Annotated in this window: 19 protein-coding genes and 2 pseudogenes; 8 read left to right on the top strand and 13 right to left on the bottom strand. The window is 58.9% G+C overall.

Annotated elements, in window-relative coordinates; all coding sequences use genetic code 11:
- Positions 1-228: 228 nt before the first annotated feature.
- Positions 229-606, bottom strand: a complete 378-nt coding sequence (locus tag FHX09_RS16970) for a VanZ family protein (RefSeq protein ID WP_007792808.1) — start codon at positions 604-606, stop codon at positions 229-231.
- 177 nt (positions 607-783) lie between these two features.
- Here FHX09_RS16970 and ilvA point away from each other — a divergent pair, with 177 nt between their 5' ends.
- From ilvA to FHX09_RS16955, 3 genes are all read left to right on the top strand, one after another.
- Positions 784-2,034 carry a threonine ammonia-lyase gene (gene ilvA, locus FHX09_RS16965; protein ID WP_132594553.1) on the top strand — a complete coding sequence of 417 codons (1,251 nt, stop codon included), beginning with the start codon at positions 784-786 and terminating at the stop codon, positions 2,032-2,034.
- Positions 2,035-2,070: 36 nt separating this feature from the next.
- The gene (locus tag FHX09_RS16960) at positions 2,071-2,397 is read left to right on the top strand and encodes an HlyU family transcriptional regulator (protein ID WP_132594552.1); all 327 of its coding nucleotides are present in this window, start codon (positions 2,071-2,073) and stop codon (positions 2,395-2,397) included.
- 212 nt (positions 2,398-2,609) lie between these two features.
- Positions 2,610-3,881, top strand: coding sequence for a GGDEF domain-containing protein (locus FHX09_RS16955; RefSeq protein WP_183719163.1), 1,272 nt, complete (start codon positions 2,610-2,612; stop codon positions 3,879-3,881).
- Between the two features lie 3 nt (positions 3,882-3,884).
- Here FHX09_RS16955 and FHX09_RS16950 read toward each other — a convergent pair whose 3' ends face one another.
- On the bottom strand, positions 3,885-4,661 hold the full coding sequence (locus FHX09_RS16950) for an SDR family oxidoreductase (protein WP_132594548.1): 777 nt from the start codon (positions 4,659-4,661) through the stop codon (positions 3,885-3,887).
- A gap of 104 nt (positions 4,662-4,765) precedes the next feature.
- On the opposite strand from FHX09_RS16950, the gene FHX09_RS16945 reads away from it, so the two are divergent.
- Positions 4,766-5,344 (top strand): TetR/AcrR family transcriptional regulator, encoded by a 579-nt coding sequence (locus FHX09_RS16945; RefSeq protein ID WP_132594546.1) that lies wholly within the window; start codon positions 4,766-4,768, stop codon positions 5,342-5,344.
- Between the two features lie 47 nt (positions 5,345-5,391).
- On the opposite strand, the gene FHX09_RS16940 is transcribed toward FHX09_RS16945, so the two are convergent.
- Positions 5,392-6,006 carry an FMN-dependent NADH-azoreductase gene (locus tag FHX09_RS16940; RefSeq protein ID WP_007792820.1) on the bottom strand — a complete coding sequence of 205 codons (615 nt, stop codon included), beginning with the start codon at positions 6,004-6,006 and terminating at the stop codon, positions 5,392-5,394.
- Positions 6,007-6,147: 141 nt separating this feature from the next.
- Here FHX09_RS16940 and FHX09_RS16935 point away from each other — a divergent pair, with 141 nt between their 5' ends.
- A complete protein-coding gene (locus FHX09_RS16935) occupies positions 6,148-7,116 on the top strand; it encodes a LysR family transcriptional regulator (RefSeq protein ID WP_184450410.1) in 969 nt (322 codons plus the stop codon).
- 58 nt (positions 7,117-7,174) lie between these two features.
- On the opposite strand, the gene FHX09_RS16930 is transcribed toward FHX09_RS16935, so the two are convergent.
- From FHX09_RS16930 to FHX09_RS16915, 4 genes and pseudogenes are all read right to left on the bottom strand, one after another.
- Positions 7,175-9,163 (bottom strand): bifunctional 2',3'-cyclic-nucleotide 2'-phosphodiesterase/3'-nucleotidase, encoded by a 1,989-nt coding sequence (locus FHX09_RS16930; protein WP_132594542.1) that lies wholly within the window; start codon positions 9,161-9,163, stop codon positions 7,175-7,177.
- A gap of 99 nt (positions 9,164-9,262) precedes the next feature.
- Positions 9,263-9,589 (bottom strand): annotated as a pseudogene (locus FHX09_RS16925) (PilZ domain-containing protein); the annotation flags it as partial.
- A gap of 70 nt (positions 9,590-9,659) precedes the next feature.
- On the bottom strand, positions 9,660-10,556 hold the full coding sequence (locus FHX09_RS16920) for a DMT family transporter (protein WP_132594540.1): 897 nt from the start codon (positions 10,554-10,556) through the stop codon (positions 9,660-9,662).
- Between the two features lie 86 nt (positions 10,557-10,642).
- On the bottom strand, positions 10,643-11,104 hold the full coding sequence (locus FHX09_RS16915; protein WP_007792837.1) for an Lrp/AsnC family transcriptional regulator: 462 nt from the start codon (positions 11,102-11,104) through the stop codon (positions 10,643-10,645).
- Between the two features lie 153 nt (positions 11,105-11,257).
- Here FHX09_RS16915 and ald point away from each other — a divergent pair, with 153 nt between their 5' ends.
- A complete protein-coding gene (gene ald / locus FHX09_RS16910) occupies positions 11,258-12,376 on the top strand; it encodes an alanine dehydrogenase (protein ID WP_007792839.1) in 1,119 nt (372 codons plus the stop codon).
- A 62-nt stretch (positions 12,377-12,438) separates the two neighbouring features.
- On the opposite strand, the gene FHX09_RS16905 is transcribed toward ald, so the two are convergent.
- From FHX09_RS16905 to FHX09_RS16885, 5 genes are all read right to left on the bottom strand, one after another.
- Entirely contained in the window at positions 12,439-12,906 is a 468-nt protein-coding gene (locus FHX09_RS16905) for a DUF1203 domain-containing protein (protein ID WP_007792842.1), read from the bottom strand.
- Positions 12,907-13,007: 101 nt separating this feature from the next.
- A complete protein-coding gene (locus tag FHX09_RS16900; protein WP_037082727.1) occupies positions 13,008-13,571 on the bottom strand; it encodes a GNAT family N-acetyltransferase in 564 nt (187 codons plus the stop codon).
- Positions 13,572-13,575: 4 nt separating this feature from the next.
- Positions 13,576-14,445 carry a 3-mercaptopyruvate sulfurtransferase gene (sseA, locus tag FHX09_RS16895; RefSeq protein ID WP_132594538.1) on the bottom strand — a complete coding sequence of 290 codons (870 nt, stop codon included), beginning with the start codon at positions 14,443-14,445 and terminating at the stop codon, positions 13,576-13,578.
- Positions 14,446-14,462: 17 nt separating this feature from the next.
- The gene (locus FHX09_RS16890; protein ID WP_132594536.1) at positions 14,463-15,200 is read right to left on the bottom strand and encodes an alanyl-tRNA editing protein; all 738 of its coding nucleotides are present in this window, start codon (positions 15,198-15,200) and stop codon (positions 14,463-14,465) included.
- A gap of 6 nt (positions 15,201-15,206) precedes the next feature.
- Positions 15,207-16,247, bottom strand: coding sequence for a cysteine synthase A (locus tag FHX09_RS16885; RefSeq protein WP_132594534.1), 1,041 nt, complete (start codon positions 16,245-16,247; stop codon positions 15,207-15,209).
- Between the two features lie 186 nt (positions 16,248-16,433).
- Between FHX09_RS16885 and FHX09_RS16880 the strand changes: the two genes are divergently transcribed.
- Positions 16,434-17,126 carry a ChrR family anti-sigma-E factor gene (locus FHX09_RS16880; protein WP_183719165.1) on the top strand — a complete coding sequence of 231 codons (693 nt, stop codon included), beginning with the start codon at positions 16,434-16,436 and terminating at the stop codon, positions 17,124-17,126.
- A gap of 100 nt (positions 17,127-17,226) precedes the next feature.
- Complete coding sequence (locus FHX09_RS16875; RefSeq protein ID WP_132594532.1) at positions 17,227-18,060, top strand: SDR family NAD(P)-dependent oxidoreductase; 834 nt, start codon at positions 17,227-17,229, stop codon at positions 18,058-18,060.
- Positions 18,061-18,141: 81 nt separating this feature from the next.
- Here the strand turns inward: FHX09_RS16875 and FHX09_RS29960 are convergent.
- Positions 18,142-18,386, bottom strand: a pseudogene (locus tag FHX09_RS29960) (SAM-dependent methyltransferase); the annotation flags it as partial.
- Positions 18,387-18,403 lie beyond the last annotated feature (17 nt).

The following is an 18,403-nucleotide window of genomic DNA, read 5'->3' as shown; positions in this document are numbered from 1 at the left end:
AGTCAACCAAGCCGACCAGTGAGAACGAGTGGGATAGGCGTGGCATCTGAATTCGGCGCCGTGCCCAGCCGACATTCAAACGTTGTGCGAACGAAAGGGTTCTTGATCATTTTTCATCTAATCTGCGAGCTATATTGAGAAAAATAGCTTGTAAAAAATGCAGCGTATGAATTGCGACATCTTGCGATTGGCAGTTGCACCATGCTTTTCCAGCGAAGACTCAGCCGATTAGTCGTCACCAAGCAGCTGCGTTTTTATCTCTGAGGTGCCAGCTGTGGATGTTGCGCACACGCGGGCAGCGAATATTCCCGCAGATGCGCCGAGGATCTTGACGAGCGCGTCGTGCAGGCGCGCGTGGCGCGTCGGCGACAGATATTGCAGATATTCGATCGCCAATGCGCCAAAGATTAGGAGAACGGCGACCGCGAGCCAATGCCTGGGATAGGCGACCGCGAACATGAAGCCCACCAACAAATAGGCGAGCGCGCGGTCGAGATTGACCGAGGTCACGGTATGCGGCCGCAGCCCGATCGGCGACAGCGTGACGAAAATAATGGCCGCGAGAAGCAGCCAGGCAGCCGGCTTTGCAAATTTACTTGATATCATCGGGGCGATGTAGCCGCATCGTGAGCGAATTGATAGCGCACAATTGCGTTATCCGACCAGCTTTGGAACTCCGATTTAAAAGATGACTTTTGAAGTAAACAATATCGTCGGATATGGGCTTTCTCGCTCCGCTCACTTGTGCGATAGCGAGAGCAAAACAGGAATGGACGAACGACCGTGACCAGACAGGATGTCGAGAGCGCCAAGGCGGCCATGCGCAGCCTCTTTCCAGCAACGCCACTGCAGCTGAACGAGCACCTGTCGGCGCGTTATGGCGCCGACATCTGGTTGAAGCGTGAAGATCTTTCGCCGGTGCGCTCCTACAAGATTCGCGGCGCCTTCAATTTCTTCCGCAAGGCGATCGCCATGGGCGCTGGCGGCAAGACCTTCGTCTGTGCCTCGGCCGGCAACCATGCCCAGGGCTTCGCTTTTGTCTGCCGCTATTTCGGCGTGCCCGGTGTTGTCTTCATGCCGGTAACGACGCCGCAGCAGAAGATCGACAAGACTCGCATCTTTGGCGCCGAGTTCATCACCATCAAGCTGACGGGCGACTTCTTCGATCAATGCTACCAGGCCGCCCGCGATCACGTCGAGGCGATCGACGGTGTCATGGTGCCGCCTTTCGACCATGCTGATATCATCGAAGGGCAGGCGACGGTCGCTGCGGAAATCCTGCAACAGCTGCCCGAAGGAACGCTACCTGATATGGTGGTGATGCCGGTGGGTGGCGGCGGCCTTGCGGCTGGCATCACCGGCTATCTCGATGGCCTCATGCCGAAATCCGGCTTCATCTTTACGGAGCCGGCCGGAGCGCCGAGCCTGAAGCGAAGTATTGACGCGGGGCGCTTGGTGACGCTCACCAAGGTTGACAATTTCGTCGACGGCGCGGCGGTGGCGCGGATCGGGGATCTGAACTTCGCCGCCCTCGAAACATTCCCGACCGAGCAGGTCATGCTGATGCCGGAAAACGCGATCTGCGTGACCATTGGCGAGATGCTGAACGTGGAGGGCGTTGTTCTCGAGCCGGCAGGGGCGCTGTCACTGACCGCGATCGCTGCAATGGATCCGGAAGTGCTGAGGGGCAAAACGGTCGTGGCCGTCGTTTCTGGCGGCAACTTCGATTTCGAGCGCCTTCCCGATGTCAAGGAGCGCGCAATGCGCTACGCCGGCTTGAAGAAGTACTTCATCCTGCGGATGCCGCAGCGGCCGGGCGCATTGCGCGATTTCCTGAACCTGCTCGGTCCGGACGACGACATCGCCCGTTTCGAGTATCTGAAGAAGACGGCTCGCAATTTCGGCTCTGTCCTGATCGGCATCGAAACCAAGGCGCCGGAGAATTTTGCGCAACTCGTCGCGAACTTCGAGAATGCCGCCATCGGCTTCGAGGACATCACTGAAAACGAGATCCTCGCAAACCTCATCATTTAACTTTTCCGGCACGAGCTGCCGTGATAAAGGCGGAGTATGGCTTCGATCTTCTCCAGCATTTTCTCAATGTTTTCAGGCAGCGGCAAATCTGCTGACGCTCCGGCAGGCGTCTCTTCCGAGCCGCAGCTCTACGGCGACTGCACGATCTACGCCGAGCCGCAGAAAGAGGGCGGCCAGTATCGCCTTGCTGGCCGGATCGAGAAGACGGTCGGTGCAGAAGTCCTCGTGCGCAACTTCATTCGCGCCGACATGTTTGGATCTTCCGACGATGCGATCGAGTGCACGGTGCGCAAAGCGCAACAGATCATCGATCAGAACGGCCCGTCGTTGTTCAGCGATGGTGCAAAAATTCGTCAGGTCTGATCCGCTTCCGACGCGGTCTCTCCGGTGTCTGACGTGACGGTATTAATCCTCACGTAATCTTAAAGGATTGCGAGGAATCTTGGTGTTCGCAGCCTTGCAGGACGTCCACGTGCCTTACACCACACACGGACAGCCACTCATGTTCGCCGCCGCTGATTCTTCGCGCGGCGTGCCGCCTCTGGCGTTGGTGCGCTGGCTGAGGAGAGAGGCGCCTGATGCAAGCCTTTAATCTGCTGCTGTTTGTCATTGAGGCCGTTGGCTATTTCACGCTCATGGTGACGCTGCTGCATTTTCGCCAGCGCCTTGGCCTGGGTGTGTTTCTCACAGCCCTCGGCGTCATGCATTTCATGGAGACTTACCTCGCGGCCGTGTTTTATGTCGCGCTGCCATTCGGCGTTGCGTCGCCCGGATCGTCGGTGTTCTTCGCCGGCAAGCTGATGATGATCCTCATGCTGTATCTGCAGGAGGATGCTGCGACGGTTCGCCAGCCGATCTACGGCCTGTTTCTCGGCAATATCCTGACGGTCGCCGTAGCGTGGCTGCTTCAGTTGCATACGCCAATCGATCTGCCGCGCGGGGACGGCGCGAACTTCGATTTCCTCAAGGAAATGGGCTGGCTCATGGTCTGGGGAACAACGCTTCTGTATCTCGATTCCATCGGCATTATCCTCCTGTACGAGCGTCTCGGCCGCTATTTGAAGCGCAGGATCATCCTACGGTTCATGATCTGTGGCTTTGTCCTCCTAACCTTCGATCAGATCGGGTTCTTCGGTGCATTGCACTATTTCCTCGAGATTCCGGCCTCCGCCTTCTGGGACGGGTGGAGGGCAAAGATGTTCGCCGTCTGCATCTATACGGCGCTCTTTGCCGTCTACGAGATTTGGATACGCCGCGACGGCGTTCCCGCGAGCGTGCGGCCGATCAGCGATGTCTTCAGTGACTTGACTTTCCGGGAGCGCTACAACGACCTGCTGAACCGGACGGGTAGGGACGTTCTGACGGGTGTCTACGACCGTACGCGCATGGAGATGGAAGCGCCGGTCATGGTCCGCGAAGCGTTGCGGCAAGGGCAGTTGGCTACTGTGATCATTCTGGACGCAGACCATTTCAAGGACGTTAATGACCGCTTCGGGCATCTGCAGGGAGATGAGGTGTTGAAGGCGATCACGCTTCGCCTCGGGACCATTTTGCGATCGGCCGACCGCCTGTTCCGCTTTGGCGGCGAGGAATTTGTCGCGGTCTGCCCGGCAACCGACCATGCCGAGGGAATGCGACTTGCCGAACGCTTGCGCTGGACGATTGCAAGCAGCGTCAAGACGCCGGATGGCAAGCCGGTGACCGTCAGCATCGGCGTGGCGACAGCCGATACCGACGGCGTGAGCTTCACAACCGTCCTTTCGGCTGCCGATGAGCGGCTTTATCAGGCAAAGAAAGGCGGCCGCAATTGCGTTGTTGGCAAGCCTGGGCTTGTGAAGACGGGCTAGCGATTATCCGGCGCGGAAAATCTTGGCACCGGAGGGTGCGCCCGTCGCGCCGCCGTCGACCACGATCTCGATCCCTGTGACGTTGGTCGAATCACTTGAGGCGAAATAGAGCGCAGCCTTGGCAATTTCCTCCGCTTCGTTCATTCGTCCGAGCGGACTCATGCCGCCCAGTCGGGCTTCGAGCGCGGACATTGCATCGGCCGTGGACGCCATTGGCTGCCAGATCGGTGTCTTGGTGCCGCCGGGCGTCACCTGATTGACACGGATACCACGCGGTGCAAGCTCGGACGCCATATTGCGGGTCATGGCGCGCACAGCACCCTTTGTGGCGGCATAGGCCGACCAGCCAGGCGCACCGAGCACCGCATGCACGGATCCGTTGAGGATGACAGAACCGCCATCGTTCAGATGCGGAAGAGCCGATTGGACCGTGAAGAAGACGGCGGTCAGGTTGGTAGTGATGATGGCGTTAAATTGCTCCAGTGACGTCCCGCCAAGTGGCGTAGCACCACCAATACCCGCATTCGCAAAAAGCACGTCAAGCTTGCCGAATTTAGCAGCTGCTTCTGCAAATACCCGTTCCGTGGCCGCTACATCAGTAACGTCGAGCTTCAGCGCGAGCACGTTGCCGCCTAGCGCCTTTTCGGCCGCGGCGAGGGTCTCGGTATTGCGCCCCGTAATGATCACCCTGGCCCCTTCATCGAGGAAGACCTTGGCGGTCGCAAGACCGATGCCACTATTTCCGCCCGTGATGAGGGCGACCTTATTCTGCAGACGCATTGCATAACTCCTCTTGGAAATTTTCCTGATCTGGATTACGATCAACATCCATAAGGATTATGATTGTAATCTTGATAAGTCAACCGATCCCGGGAGAGAATTTCATGGGCCACTCACAGCAGGATAAGCGCAAGACGCACGAGAGGATCGTCGAGATTGCTTCGAAACGTTTGCGCGAGAAGGGTCTTGAAGGCGTCGGGGTCGCGGATCTCATGAAGGAGGCGGGGCTGACGGTCGGTGGCTTCTACAAGCATTTTGCGTCGCGTGACGAGCTGGTCGCCGAGGCGATGCAGGCAGCCTTTGGCTCCTGGGCCGCGAAAGTGCGGTCCGAAGGGCGGGCGCCGGCGGACATCGCGCTGGAGGAATATACGGCCAGCTATCTGAGCCGGGAACACCGAAACGATACGGCCGGAGGGTGCCCGTTCGCAGCCCTCACGGCTGATATCGCGCGCGGTGGGGAGAGGTGTCGATCGCTCGCGACCGATCAGATGAAGACGAACTTGCACAACATGCAGGCGCGCATGGCCGCGGCCAATGAAACAGAGGTGCGCCGCAAGGCGATTATCACGTCCTGTCTCATGATCGGCGCACTCGGCCTCGCACGCATCGCGAACGATGAAGTCCTCGCTAGCGAGATACTCGATACTGTAAAGGCTTTCGTGAACGAACTCGGCACAAAATGAAACGGCCGGTCAGAGCCGGCCGTTTTCAACATCAGTCTGGACACCAATTACGCGGCGAGGGCGATTTCCTCGGCGCGAGCCTTGGCAGCGCCAATTGCCTTTTCCGCAGCTTCCGGGCCAAAGGCGAGACCTTCGACGTAAATAGTTTCGATGTCGGTGATACCGAGGAAGCCGAGAACCGACTTCAGATACGGAACAGCATGGTTCATGCCGGCGGCCGGTCCCTGCGAGTAAACGCCGCCGGAGGCGAGAACGACGTAGACCTTCTTGCCGGTAGCAAGGCCAACCGGGCCGCTTTCGGTGTACGTGAAGGTGAGGCCGGCGCGAGCGACATTGTCGATCCAGGTCTTCAGCGACGAATAGATGTTGAAGTTGATGAGACCGGTGCCGATGACGATCGTGTCCGCTGCGAGCAGTTCGGCGACGAGCTCGTCGGAGGTCTTCACTGCGGCGGCTTCGGCGGCGGTGCGGTCATCGGCCGGCTTGCGGATGGCAGCGGTGAAGAGATCGTCGATATGCGGGAGCGGGTTGGCGGCGAGGTCGCGACGAACGACAGCGCTGCCCGGCTGCTGAGCCTTGATCTTCTCGACGAGGTCAGCCGCGATCGTGGTGGAAAGCGAGTCTACGCGCGGGCTGGAAGTCAAAAGCAGGATGGACGACATGATTGAATTTCCTCTCGAATTTGGTTCTGCGGCACGTCTTGGGAGCTTCGAGCCGCTGTTTCGAAGCAGAAAATAGGACTGGCTGGCTATCGAAAAAACTGTGATAATGTCGATCAAAAGCATCGATAGATTGGATGGTAAATGCTTCCGAATCCGACATTGGACCAGCTGCAGGTGTTTCTCACTGTTGCGGAAACGGGCAGCTTTTCGGCCGCTTCGCGCTCGCTAAACCGCGCTCAATCGGTCATCAGCTACACAATCGCCAACCTCGAGGCTCAATTGGAAGTGGCGCTCTTCGAGCGCTCCGGCGCAAGGCAGCCGAATCTGACGGAGGCGGGCAAGGCGCTTCTTGAGGATGCGCGGCGGCTTGTCTCGGATCTCGAGGTGATGCGTGCCCGCGTGAAAGGGCTGAAGGAAGGGCTGGAGGCCGAAGTCTCCGTGGCGATCAGCGTCATGGTGCCGTCGCACGCGGTCGTCGACGTGCTGCGCGGGTTCCGTGACAAGTTCCCGTCCGTGGCGCTCAGTTTGACCGTGGGTGAACTCGGTGTGGTGATGGATCTCGTTTTGAGCGGCAAAGCAACGATAGGCATCGGCGGCGCTCTGCTGAAGCAACACGATGCGCTTGCAGCAGAACAAATCGGACATTCCTTCATGATGCCCGTTGCCGCGCATGATCATCCGCTGGCGAAGATCGGCAGACCGCTGACCCTGGCGGATGTCCGTGAGGAGACGCAGTTGGTGGTGACGGACGCGTCTGGTTTGACAAAGGGCCGTGATTTCAATGTGCTTTCCTATAAGACATGGCGGGTGAGCGACATTGCGACGAAACACTCCCTCATTCGCGGTGGGCTTGGTTGGGGCGGCTTGCCCGCCTCGCTTATTCGCAACGATCTGAGAAGCGGTGCTTTGGTCCATCTCGACTTGCCTGCTTTCGAGCAGGGAGAATATCCGCTCTATGCCATGAGACGGATCGCCAGCCCGCCTGGTCCGGCGGCAAGCTGGATGATCGAAGCGTTTCGGGTAAGGCTGGAGCAATGCCCCAGGCACGCCGATTTTACGGCCCAACTGGCTGAGCTATCGCCGCCCGATTTACCGATTGCCGCCGAGTAAGAGGACGCGGATTCCCGCGCCTTCCCATTCCGCGCTGAAAACCTCCTGAAGCTCACATCTAGAGTATCAGCCTGAACTTCGAGAATCCGTCAGTGCCTTCACCGGCGTCCTCGATCTTGACGCTCTCCACATCCGCGAGAAATTGCTTGGCTTTCGGACCGCTCTGGAAGACCGCCGTCGTCCCCGGCAGCGGTTTGAAGCTCCAGTTGCCGTCGGCCGACGGATTGATCGTCCCCTGCTCGTGGACGAAACGGACAATGACGTCGCGGTTCGTGTCCGGCGCCTGGAAGACGACCTTGTCGGCCGCAATTTCCGGAAACTTGCCACCGCCGCCGGCGCGGTAATTGTTGGTGACGACCAAGAATTTCTGCTTGAGATCAATGGGCTTACCGTCGAATTGCAGATTCTGGATGCGGTTTGCATCGGCATTGTTCAGCTTGCCGTCATCATCGAACCGGCGCGGCTGCGATAGATCGATCTGGTAGGTGACGCCGTCGATCACATCGAAGTTGTAGGATGGGAAGGCGTTGTTCAGCAGTTCGGCATCCTTTGAGCCCGGCTTCACCTCGTTGAACATGGCGGCTGACATTTCCAGCCAGTTCTTCACCTGCTCGCCAGTAATGGCGACCGCCTGGACTGTGTTCGGATAGAGGTAGAGATCAGCGACGTTCTTGATCGCGATGTCGCCGGCAGGCACGTCCGTATAGTAGTCCGCGCCGCCGCGGCCACCCGCCTTGAACGGCGCCGCCGCCGAAAGCACCGGCAGGTCCTTGTATTCGGTGTCGGCGAGCATCTGCTTGATGTACCAGGTTTGCGCCTGGCTGACGATCTGAACCGACGGATCGTCGGCGACCAGCGCGAAATAGGAGTAGAGCGGGGCTGAGGTCTTGCCGACGGGGGTGCGCACGTAAGCGAGCGTTGCCTCGTGCTCGGCCTTCGCAGCCTCGATGACGTCCTTCTTGTCGACCACATCGGCGACGACTTTCTTTTTGTCATCGCGGTGGTAGATCGGCCGAGCTTCGGAGGTGAAGTCAACGATCCTCCAGCCCTTGCCGTCCTTCTCCAGAAGGAGATCGATCAGGCCGAGATGCGAGCCCCAGAAGCCGGCCATGACGGCGGGCTTGCCGTACAAGGTGCCTTTCACCGGATCGGCGTTCTGGATGCCATCCCAGGTCTTGGGGCCGGGGAAGACAAGGTGCTGGTGGCCGGTGAAAATTGCGTCGATTCCATCGACGGCGGCGAGATGCAGGGAGGCATTTTCCATCTTCTCGGAGGCTGCCGCACCGTCGATGCCGGAATGCGAGAGCGCGATGACAATATCTGCCCCTTCCTGCTTCATGACCGGCACCCAGGCCTTAGCAGCTTCGACGATGTCGCGCGTCTGCGCCTTGCGTTCGAGGTTCTTGATATCCCACAGCATGATCTGCGGCGGCACGAAGCCAATGAAGCCGATCTTGACCATGTTCTCGTTGCCGGCACCGTCCCTGATGGTCTTTCCGACGATGATGTAGGGCTTGAAGAACAGCTCATCCTTCGTCGGATCCGATGCGAGCTGGCCCTTTGTCAGGTTTGCGCAGACGAACGGAAAGTTTGCCCCGTTCAGCACCTTGAACATGAAGTCGAGGCCATAGTTGAATTCGTGGTTGCCGAGCGTGCCGACGGTGTAGCCGAGCGTGTTCATGGCCTTGATGACGGGATGCACATCGCCGTCCTTCATCCCGCGCTGATAGGCCATATAGTCGCCCATCGGGTTGCCCTGCAGCACGTCGCCGTTGTCGATCAGCAGCGAGTTGGCAGCTTCCGCCCGGATGTTGTCGATGATCGTCGCGGTGCGCGCCAGACCCATCGTATCGTTCGGTTTGTCGGCATAGTAGTCGTAGGGAAAGACGTTGACGTGAATGTCGGTCGTTTCCATCAGGCGCAGATGAGCCTGATTGGCGGCTGCGCGCGCGCTAAAGGGATGAAGCAGGACGAGTGCAGACGTGGCAGCGATGCCGCCAAGCAGAGAGCGACGGGTCATTGGTGGCAGATCGAGAATGGAAGACATGAAAACTCCTTCGAAAATCACGCATCGCCCGGCCCGCGGGCGAGATTATGGTGATTTGCGAAGGAGTAAACCCTGAAAATGACAGGGCGATTATCGCGTCAGGACTGGTTTTACCTCCTTGTGGAAGAACCGGAAATATGACGCCACCTGCGCGCGGGCATTGGAATTCGGATCGAACTGAATTCCCAGACGGCCATTGTGGCTCCAGCGGATGATGCCGTGCAGCGTGCCGAGATCATCGGCAAGAACCTGTACACGGCTGCCGGAAGCGGCATGAATCGGCGCCCGGATTTCGACGGCCATGCCGGTAACCGACATGTCGAGGATGCGGGCATCCACTTCTTTGGTGAGATAGCGGACCTTACCGAATATGCGGCAGGACCGGCGTTCGGCCTTGCGGGTAATGATATTCAGATTGCGCTGCATGTTACGCTCCACCAGAAACATACAGATGAATTCTATGGGACGAACGTTGAGAATGCTTTAATAGCTCGATCTAAAATTGCCGAGATTCCTGTTGCCGACGCGATCTGCGTGCAACGACCTGTTCCCGCCATACGGTGAAAATGCCCGCCGCGACGACGATGACGGAGCCGATGATCATGGTGAGGTTCAGCTTCTCGTTGTAGATCACGACGCCGATGATCGATGCATAGACGAGCTGCAGATAGGTCAGCGGCTGCACGGCGGTGGCATCCAGCATGTCGTACGCACGGATGAGGAAATAGTGGCTCGATATGCTGGTCATGCAGACAAGTGCCATCCATACCCAATCCCAGCCCGACATCCAGGTCCAATAGAAAGGGCCGACCAGCGTCATGGCGATGCCGCCGACGACGCCCGTGTAGAAGAAGCTCGTCATGGCCGAGTCGTCCCGGCTGACAAGGCGGGTGGCGATGACATAGAAGGCGAACAGGAAGCACGAGAAGACGGCAAGCAGAAGCTGGACATCGAAGAATTCGCCTTCCGGCTTCAGGATCAGCAGCACCCCGACGAGACCCGCACCGATTGCCGTCCAGCGACGCCAGCCGACCCGTTCGCCAAGGATAGGCATCGAGAGCAATGCAATGAGAATCGGGGTTGCCGAGAAGATCGCCTGCGAGTGGGCAAGACCGATCAGGGCAAAGCAGTTGATGACGACGACGACCTGAGCGGCCAGCAAAACACCCCGGATCACCTGCAGCAGCGGCCTCTTTGTGTAGGCCGTCTGTTTCAAGCCACCCCTCATCCTGCTAGCAAGCGCTACGGTGAAGGCGGCAAAGGCCCAGTAGCGGATCATGGTAACCAAGACGGGTGGGTAGGCGGATGCCAGATGCTTCGAGATGCCGTCCTGCAGCGAGAAGATGGTGATCGCCAACAGGACGAAAACATAACCTTGGGTCTTGGATTTCATGCGTGCGTCTTGCTGCGGGGGGATCAGGCAGGGGTAACGAAGCTGCTGCTCCGATGCAAGAACTGTCTGCCGATTTTGGCTCTCTGTCAAAGCCCGACATTTGGCCTGTCGATGACTTCCCGCAAGGCAAAGCTGGAATTGATCTTGACGACGTGTGGAAGCGCCGAGAGCCAGTCGCGATGGATGCGCTCGTAGTCCTCCAGGTCACGGGCGGCGACACGGAGAATATAGTCGTATTCGCCGGACATCAGGTAGCAGACGAGGACGTTCGGACAGCGCTTAACGGCGGCCTCGAATTCGGAAAGCGTCTTCGCAAACTGGCCCGACAGGGAAATGTGCACCACCGCGATCATCTTATAGTCGAGCGCCTTGTGAGAGACGTGCGCGTGGTAGCCGCTGATGACGCCGCTTTTCTCCAGTATATCAAGCCGCCGAGAGCAGGCCGATGCCGACAGGCCGACCTTGGCCGCAAGATCGGCGTTGGTAATGCGGGCATTGGACTGAAGTGTCTTCAGAATCGCAAGATCGATGGTGTCGAGTTCGGACATTCGAAGGACTTTCGATTATTTGCTCGAATTTGCAATAATCTTCGAAAATCAGTGTCGGCGCAAACCTTCTTTGCAAGGACATTTCGTGGCCGTGGTGGTTGGATTTCCTCGTCAATACACTCCGCCAAGCGGACAAAGAGAGAGGAACGCCTAATGCGTGTCGGTTGCCCGAAGGAAATCAAGAATCATGAATATCGTGTCGGCCTGACACCTGCATCCGTTCGTGAATATGTCGCACATGGCCATGAGGTCTGGGTTGAAACCAAGGCAGGCGCTGGCATTGGTGCCGATGATGCCGCCTACGCGGCCGCCGGCGCAAAGATTGCTGCCTCGGCCAAGGAAATCTTTGAGAAGTGCGACATGATCGTAAAGGTCAAGGAGCCGCAGCCCTCCGAATGGGCGCAGCTTCGCGATGGCCAGATTCTCTATACCTATCTTCACCTCGCGCCCGATCCGGAACAGACCAAGGGCCTCCTCGCCTCCGGCGTCACCGCTGTTGCCTATGAGACTGTAACAGATGACCGCGGCGGCCTGCCGCTCCTTGCGCCCATGTCCGAGGTCGCCGGACGCCTGTCGATCCAGGCGGGCGCGACCGCGCTGCAAAAGGCGAATGGCGGCCTTGGCATCTTGCTTGGTGGCGTGCCCGGCGTGCTGCCGGCCAAGGTTGCGGTGATCGGCGGCGGCGTCGTCGGTTTGCATGCAGCCAGGATGGCGGCGGGCCTCGGTGCCGACGTCAGCATCCTCGACAAGTCTCTGCCGCGCCTGCGCCAGCTCGACGATATCTTCGGCGGTCGCGTCCATACCCGCTATTCCAGCATTCAGGCCCTGGAAGAGGAAGTGTTCTCGGCAGACCTCGTCATCGGCGCTGTGCTCATTCCGGGAGCCGCCGCACCGAAGCTCGTCACCCGCGAAATGCTGTCGGGGATGAAGCGAGGCTCCGTGATCGTCGACGTCGCCATCGACCAGGGTGGCTGCTTCGAGACGTCGCATGCAACGACCCATTCCGAGCCGACCTACGTTGTCGATGACGTGGTGCATTATTGCGTTGCCAATATGCCAGGCGCCGTGCCGGTCACTTCGGCCCATGCCCTGAACAATGCGACGCTGGTTTATGGGCTGGCGCTTGCGGACCGTGGGCTGCGTGCAATCGCGGAGGATCGTCACCTCAGGAACGGTCTCAACATCCATAAGGGCCGCGTCACCAATAAGCCGGTGGCCGAAGCTTTAGGCTATGAAGTCTACGCCCCGGAAAGCGTACTGAACGTAGCGTAATTCCCATCACGTTACGTGAGGCAGGGCCGATCGCATTCTCCTGCGATCGGCCCTTTTTGCTGTCATCTGTCGATACGGCACTGATAGCAGTTGTTGCGCGCTGACCGCACGTGCACGTAGGCGATCTCCGGCCGCTCGAGGAGTTGGGCCGCATAGGAGCGAATGTCGGGTGTCAGTGTTACCGCGCCTGTGCCGTAGACAATGCGGTTTTCGGCATTGTAGCCGCGCACGATGAAATCGGGGCTGGTCAGAACCGGTGGTAGGACTTCTTCGGCGACATAGCGCCCGCACGGTTGCTTGTGGAGAAAGACAGGGCCGGTTTCAGCATAGGGCTGAAGCTCGGGAAACGGCCGGTATGCAAAAACCAGCAGTTCCTCGCCCGCATCGATGTTGTTCAGGCAGTGACGGCAGGGGTAGCCCGGGCCGTCTGAGACCATCGTCTCGGGCAAGAAACCGTAGGCATCTGTACCGCCGTTCCAAAGATTTTCGGCGTCGGCAGTGGGCATGGCGGAAAAGCGGATGTCGGTCATTGCAGATCTCCTTGCTGATTGCCATGAGATGCGCCTTTGCAGGCGCGCAAGCCACCCGATTCCTGCGCAAGCGCCTCCAGCCAGAGTTCCTTTTGGCCTGCTCAACAGCCCTTCTTACTCAGCTCCAGCAGTTCCTTGTCGCTGAGCGGCCGGACGATGCCCGCGCCGGTGGAGACCGGAGAAAAGCCGAACATCTGGTAAAGCTGGAGCGCACGCGGATGATCGAGATTGTTGGTCGTCGTCGTCACTCGCTTCGGATTGAGCGTCCAGATCGCATAGAGTGCCTGCAGCAGGAACCACTTTCCGATCCCGAGACCAAGTGCATGCTCGATCAGCCCGAAGTGGCAGAGCTCGATGGTGTCCTCATCCTCGACGAAATATTCATAGAAACCGGCGGGTGCGCCATTCACATAGAGCACGCTGATATTGTTGCGCTTATCATGCAGCGCCCTGGCCAGGTCCTCGTCCACCATCCGTATCCGATCCACCCACTGCCACCGGGCCCCGACCTGGCGGTAGAGATAGCGGTAGAAAGGCAGCGGAATATCGGGAGCGCGCATGATCGCCGTCTGGATGTTGATGGGCACCGGCAGGCTTGCCTTCGGCGGTGCCGTCATTTCCAGGCGCGTAATATGGGCTTTCAGGGACGAGGGGGCCTTCACCATCGCGTTAGACTTTGACCGGTTCTGGTGGGCCAGTGACGACGGGCGTGTCGTCCCGGCCACCCCATTCGCTCCAAGAGCCGTCGTAGAGCTTGTTGTCGGCATGGCCGAGCGATTCCAGCGCCAGCGTAATGATCGCGGCTGTGATGCCTGAGCCGCAGGACGTGACGACGGGCTTCGACAGGTCTATGCCCGCGTCCTCGATCGTCTGCTTGAGTTCCGGCAGCGACTTGAAGCGGCCCTGGTTGGCGAAGACACCCGACGGCAGGTTTCGCGCACCCGGCATGTGACCGGAGCGCATGCCAGCGCGCGGCTCAGGCTCGAGCGCTGCAAATCGGCCGGCGCTTCTGGCGTCGGCTATCTGCAGGGCGCCGCTCGCAACGATATCCCGCATTGTGTCGAGAGTGACGACCCGCGAGGCGTCGTAGGTCGGCCTAAATACCTTGGGCTCATAGTGCGGCACGGTTGTCTCAAGCGGTCGACCCTCAGACTTCCATCCGTCAAGGCCGCCGTCGAGAACGTACACATTCCGCGCGCCCATCACGCGAAACAGCCACCAGACGCGCGGCGATGCGAACATTCCGATCCCGTCGTAGACGACGATAAGGTCGTTTTCACCGATGCCGAGTTTTCCGACCTCAGTTGCGAAAAGCTCAGGCGAGGGAATGGTGTGCGGCAGCGGTACGGAATGATCCGCGATTTTGTCCTGATCGAAGCGGACGGCACCAGGGATGTGGCCGGCGGCATATTCCGCGTCGGCATCACGCTTCTGCGCCGGCAAATAAAAGGATGCATCTAGGACGCGCAAATCCGGCTTGCCCAATGCCGCCTGCAGCCAATCGGCCGAAACGACGAACCGGCTCTTCTCTTCGCTCATTCTGCTCTCCCTAGGCTTCAAGCTTCGTCGCCAGGAGCGCCGAAGCGAATTCGGAAGCGGCGGTTTTCCTTGCCCTTCTTCTCGATCTTGGCAATGTGAATCTGGCCGACTTCCTGCGTTTCGGACACATGTGTGCCGCCGCAAGGCTGGCTGTCAATCGCAGAGTTTTCGCCGATGCAGACAAGGCTGACCCGGCCTAGGCCGATCGGCGGGCGAACATTCTTGGATTTGACGATGCCCGGATTGGCGGCAAGCTGCTCGTCGGTGATCCATTGCAGGTAGACCGGATGGTTCTGCCGCACCAGTTCCATCAGTTTTTCGGTCACGTCGTCCTTGTCGATTGTCTCGGTCATATCGAAGTCGACACGGCTTTCGTCTTCGCCAACGGCCGCACCGGTGATCGGATAGGAGCAGACCACCGAGAGCAGATGACAGGCGGTATGCATTCGCATCAGCTTGTAGCGGCGCGGCCAGTCGACGTGCAACACCAGCTTTTCGCCGACAACTGGCTTGGTCTCACCTTCGAGCGGCACATGGACGACGATGTCCTTGCTTGCCCCATGCTTTGTCTGTGCGAGCGCGATCTTGCTGCCGTCGGCGCGCTCGAGAAAGCCGGTATCGCCCGGCTGGCCTCCCGATGTCGCATAGAAGCAGGTCCGATCCAGCTCAATGCCCCCGTCTTCGTGAATGGCGGTTACAACCGCCTCGCATGTGGAAAGATAGAAATCGTCACGATAGAGGGCATTGACGGGCATGGGGTCTCACGCTGCTGGTTCGTACGGGATCTGTATGTCTTGCGTCTTGGCGAGCCACGCCGGGACGGGCAAGCCCTTCGAGGTTAGGAAATCCGGGTTGAAGAGCTTGGACTGATAGCGGTTGCCGTAGTCGCAGAGGATGGTCACGATGGTATGGCCGGGACCGAGCTCTTTAGCAAGGCGCACTGAGCCGGCAATGTTGATCCCGGTCGATCCGCCCAGGCACAATCCTTCATGTTCGACGAGGTCGAAGACGTAGGGCAGGGCTTCGGCATCCGAGATGCTGTAAGAGAAATCGGGCGTAAAGCCTTCCAGGTTTGCCGTGATCCGGCCCTGACCGATTCCTTCGGTGATCGAGGAGCCAGCGGATTTAAGTTCGCCGTTCTTGTAGAATTCGTAGAGCGCGGCTCCGTCGGGATCGGCAAGGCCGATCTTGATGTCATTGCTGAAGGCTTTGAGGCCGGCTGCCACGCCCGCAAGCGTCCCTCCCGAGCCAACGGAGCAGATGAAGCCGTCGACTTTGCCGTTCGTGTCGTTCCAGATTTCTTGGGCCGTCGTTTCAATATGCGCCTGCCGGTTGGCGACATTGTCGAACTGGTTTGCCCAGATCGCGCCGTTCGGGTCCGTCTTCGCCAGCTGCTCGGCAAGCCTTCCGGATACCTTCACGTAGTTGTTCGGGTTCTTGTAGGGAACGGCGGGCACCTCGACGAGCTCGGCACCGAGCAATTTCAGGGCGTCCTTCTTTTCCTGGCTCTGGGTCTCCGGGATGACGATGACGGTTCGGTATCCAAGCGCCTTTGCAACGACGGTCAAGCCGATACCGGTATTGCCGGCCGTCCCCTCGACGATAACTCCGCCCGGTCTCAGCAAACCTTTCTTCTCTGCATCGCGAATGATGTAAAGCGCGGCGCGATCCTTGACCGACTGGCCCGGATTGAGAAATTCCGCTTTACCGAGGATAGTGCAGCCGGTCGCTTCCGACGCGCCCTTGAGCTTGATCAAGGGGGTGTTGCCGATTGCCTCTAGAACGGACGGATAGACGGTCATGGACTCTGCCTCTTTTGAACGCTTAGTTTAGGAACGGTCTTTTCCCTTCACAAGGCTAGGTTGGCAAGAAATGCTATTCCATCCCTTTGAGCGCAGCGACAAAATTAGACTTCATCGTGGTCCGGGGCGCTTGAGCCAGAGCCGTTTGCGACCGTCGTGATCCGGAGATTGACTTTCAACGTACGGATGATGACAAAGCAATCTATAAAAGCGGAAATCACCGAAACCGTCATGGTTCACGAGCATATCGACACGGTCGATGCACTGATGGCGCATTACGTCGCCGGATCTCTACTTGAGCCGGCGCGGGTGCTCGTGGAATCGCATCTCGAAATGAAGGCAGATCATCGTCTGCTCGTGAGCGATCTTGAAGCCCTGGCTGGTGAGGCTCTCGAGCAGATACCGGAGACTGCGATCGGCGATCGCGAGGCACGGGTCGCTGCCGTCTTCGCCTCCGCGCCGCCGGCCGAAGATCACGCGCCAGCCGATCTACAGGCACACGGGGGCTTCTTCCCGAAGGCGATTCGCAATCTGGTCGGTTATGATGTGGATACAGTGCCTTGGAAGACGAAGCTTCCAGGCTTCAAGGAATACTCCACCGACATCGATGGCTGCGAAGTCAGCCTGATGTGGATCAAGGCCGGCCGGGCGCTGCCCGCGCATACCCACAAGGGAATGGAACTCACCTTAATCCTGGACGGCGCGTTCAACGACGCACGCGGCCGTTTCGGACCTGGCGATATCTCGGTAGCAGACGAGAGCGTCGACCATCGGCCGATCGCCGAAAGGGACCGTCCCTGCATCGCGTTTTCGGTTCTCGATGCGCCGGTCAAGCTGACCGGATCTTTGCGTCAGCTGATAGGTGACCTGATCGGCTGAAAGCAGCCACAATGGCGTGATATTGCGTTGAATCCGGGAGATGGCGAGGAACTCCCGGACCTGTTTTGACGTTCAGAAAACAGCCCGGAGGATATGTGCCATGCAAGACTTTGTCGCTCGTCCAGAACACGGAATTGCCTGGATTTCGGGTGCGAGTTGCGGAATTGGGCGAGCGTTGGCACTCAAGCTTGCCGGAGACGGATACAAGGTCGCTGTCACCGCTCGCGATCATGAAAAGCTTGCCGAATTGCAGGTCGAGGCTTCCGATCTGCCCGGCAGCATCATCGTGCTGGACGGAGATGTCACCAACGCCGAAGACATGGAGCATGTGCTCGCTTCAATCGAATATGAACATGGCGCGCTCGCGTTGGCGGTCTTTAACGCCGGCGTTTATCTCCCCGTCCATGCGGAGGAGTTGAAGCTTACTGATTTTGAGCAGAGTTTCGCGGTCAATCTGCAGGGCGTTGTGAATTGCCTCGTCCCTGCGGTGCGGCACATGAAGGCGAAGGGGCAGGGGCAAATTGCCATCGTCGCGTCTGTTTCAGGCTACGGCGGCCTGCCGACAGGTGCGGCCTACGGCGCCACACAAGCCGCCTTGATCAATATGGCGGAGAGCCTCAAATTCGATCTCGACAAGATGGGCATCCGCATCCAGCTCATCAATCCGGGCTTCGTCGATACGTCCGCAATGAAGAGAAACCAATTTCCCACGCCCTCGCTGGTGTCGGTGGAGGAGGCAGCAGAACAGATTTCGGCGGGCCTCAAGTCTCAAAGCTTCGAGATTAGCTTCCCGAAGCGCTTCACCTACATGATGAAGCTCGTCAATCTCCTGCCTTACAATCTCTATTTCTGGGCAGTGAATCGCTTCACAGGCTGGCGGGAGCGGCCGTTAGAAAAGCATGCGCGGCCGGGCCTAGCGCATCCTGCAGAGTAGTCGTCGACGTCCGAGGCAAGGACGAGGCGGATGGCGGCCAGACAGGAGGTCATCTGTCGAACAGGCCGCCACCCGCTCTCGTCAGCTCCGCGAAAAGACGACCTGGCGGACGTCTATGTTTCTAGCGCGGAAGCCTGCTTCACAATAAAATAAACAGAATTTCCAGAGCCCTTGAAGCGCTCATCAATGCCCCATGGGCGAACGCGCTCCCATACCGACAAAAACGCTCGCGCCATTCGGCAAGTGTAGTCTAACCCGAAACCAAAGTCCCTGACCAGTGACAAATTCACTTTCCAGCCAAGTTCGGCTGGGTGACCCTGCGTCGGCGTTTTGTTCTTGGCGC

Source organism: Rhizobium sp. BK538, assembly GCF_014197575.1.
In the GTDB taxonomy this organism is placed as follows: domain Bacteria; phylum Pseudomonadota; class Alphaproteobacteria; order Rhizobiales; family Rhizobiaceae; genus Rhizobium.
This window is presented reverse-complemented; position numbering and strand designations above follow the sequence as displayed.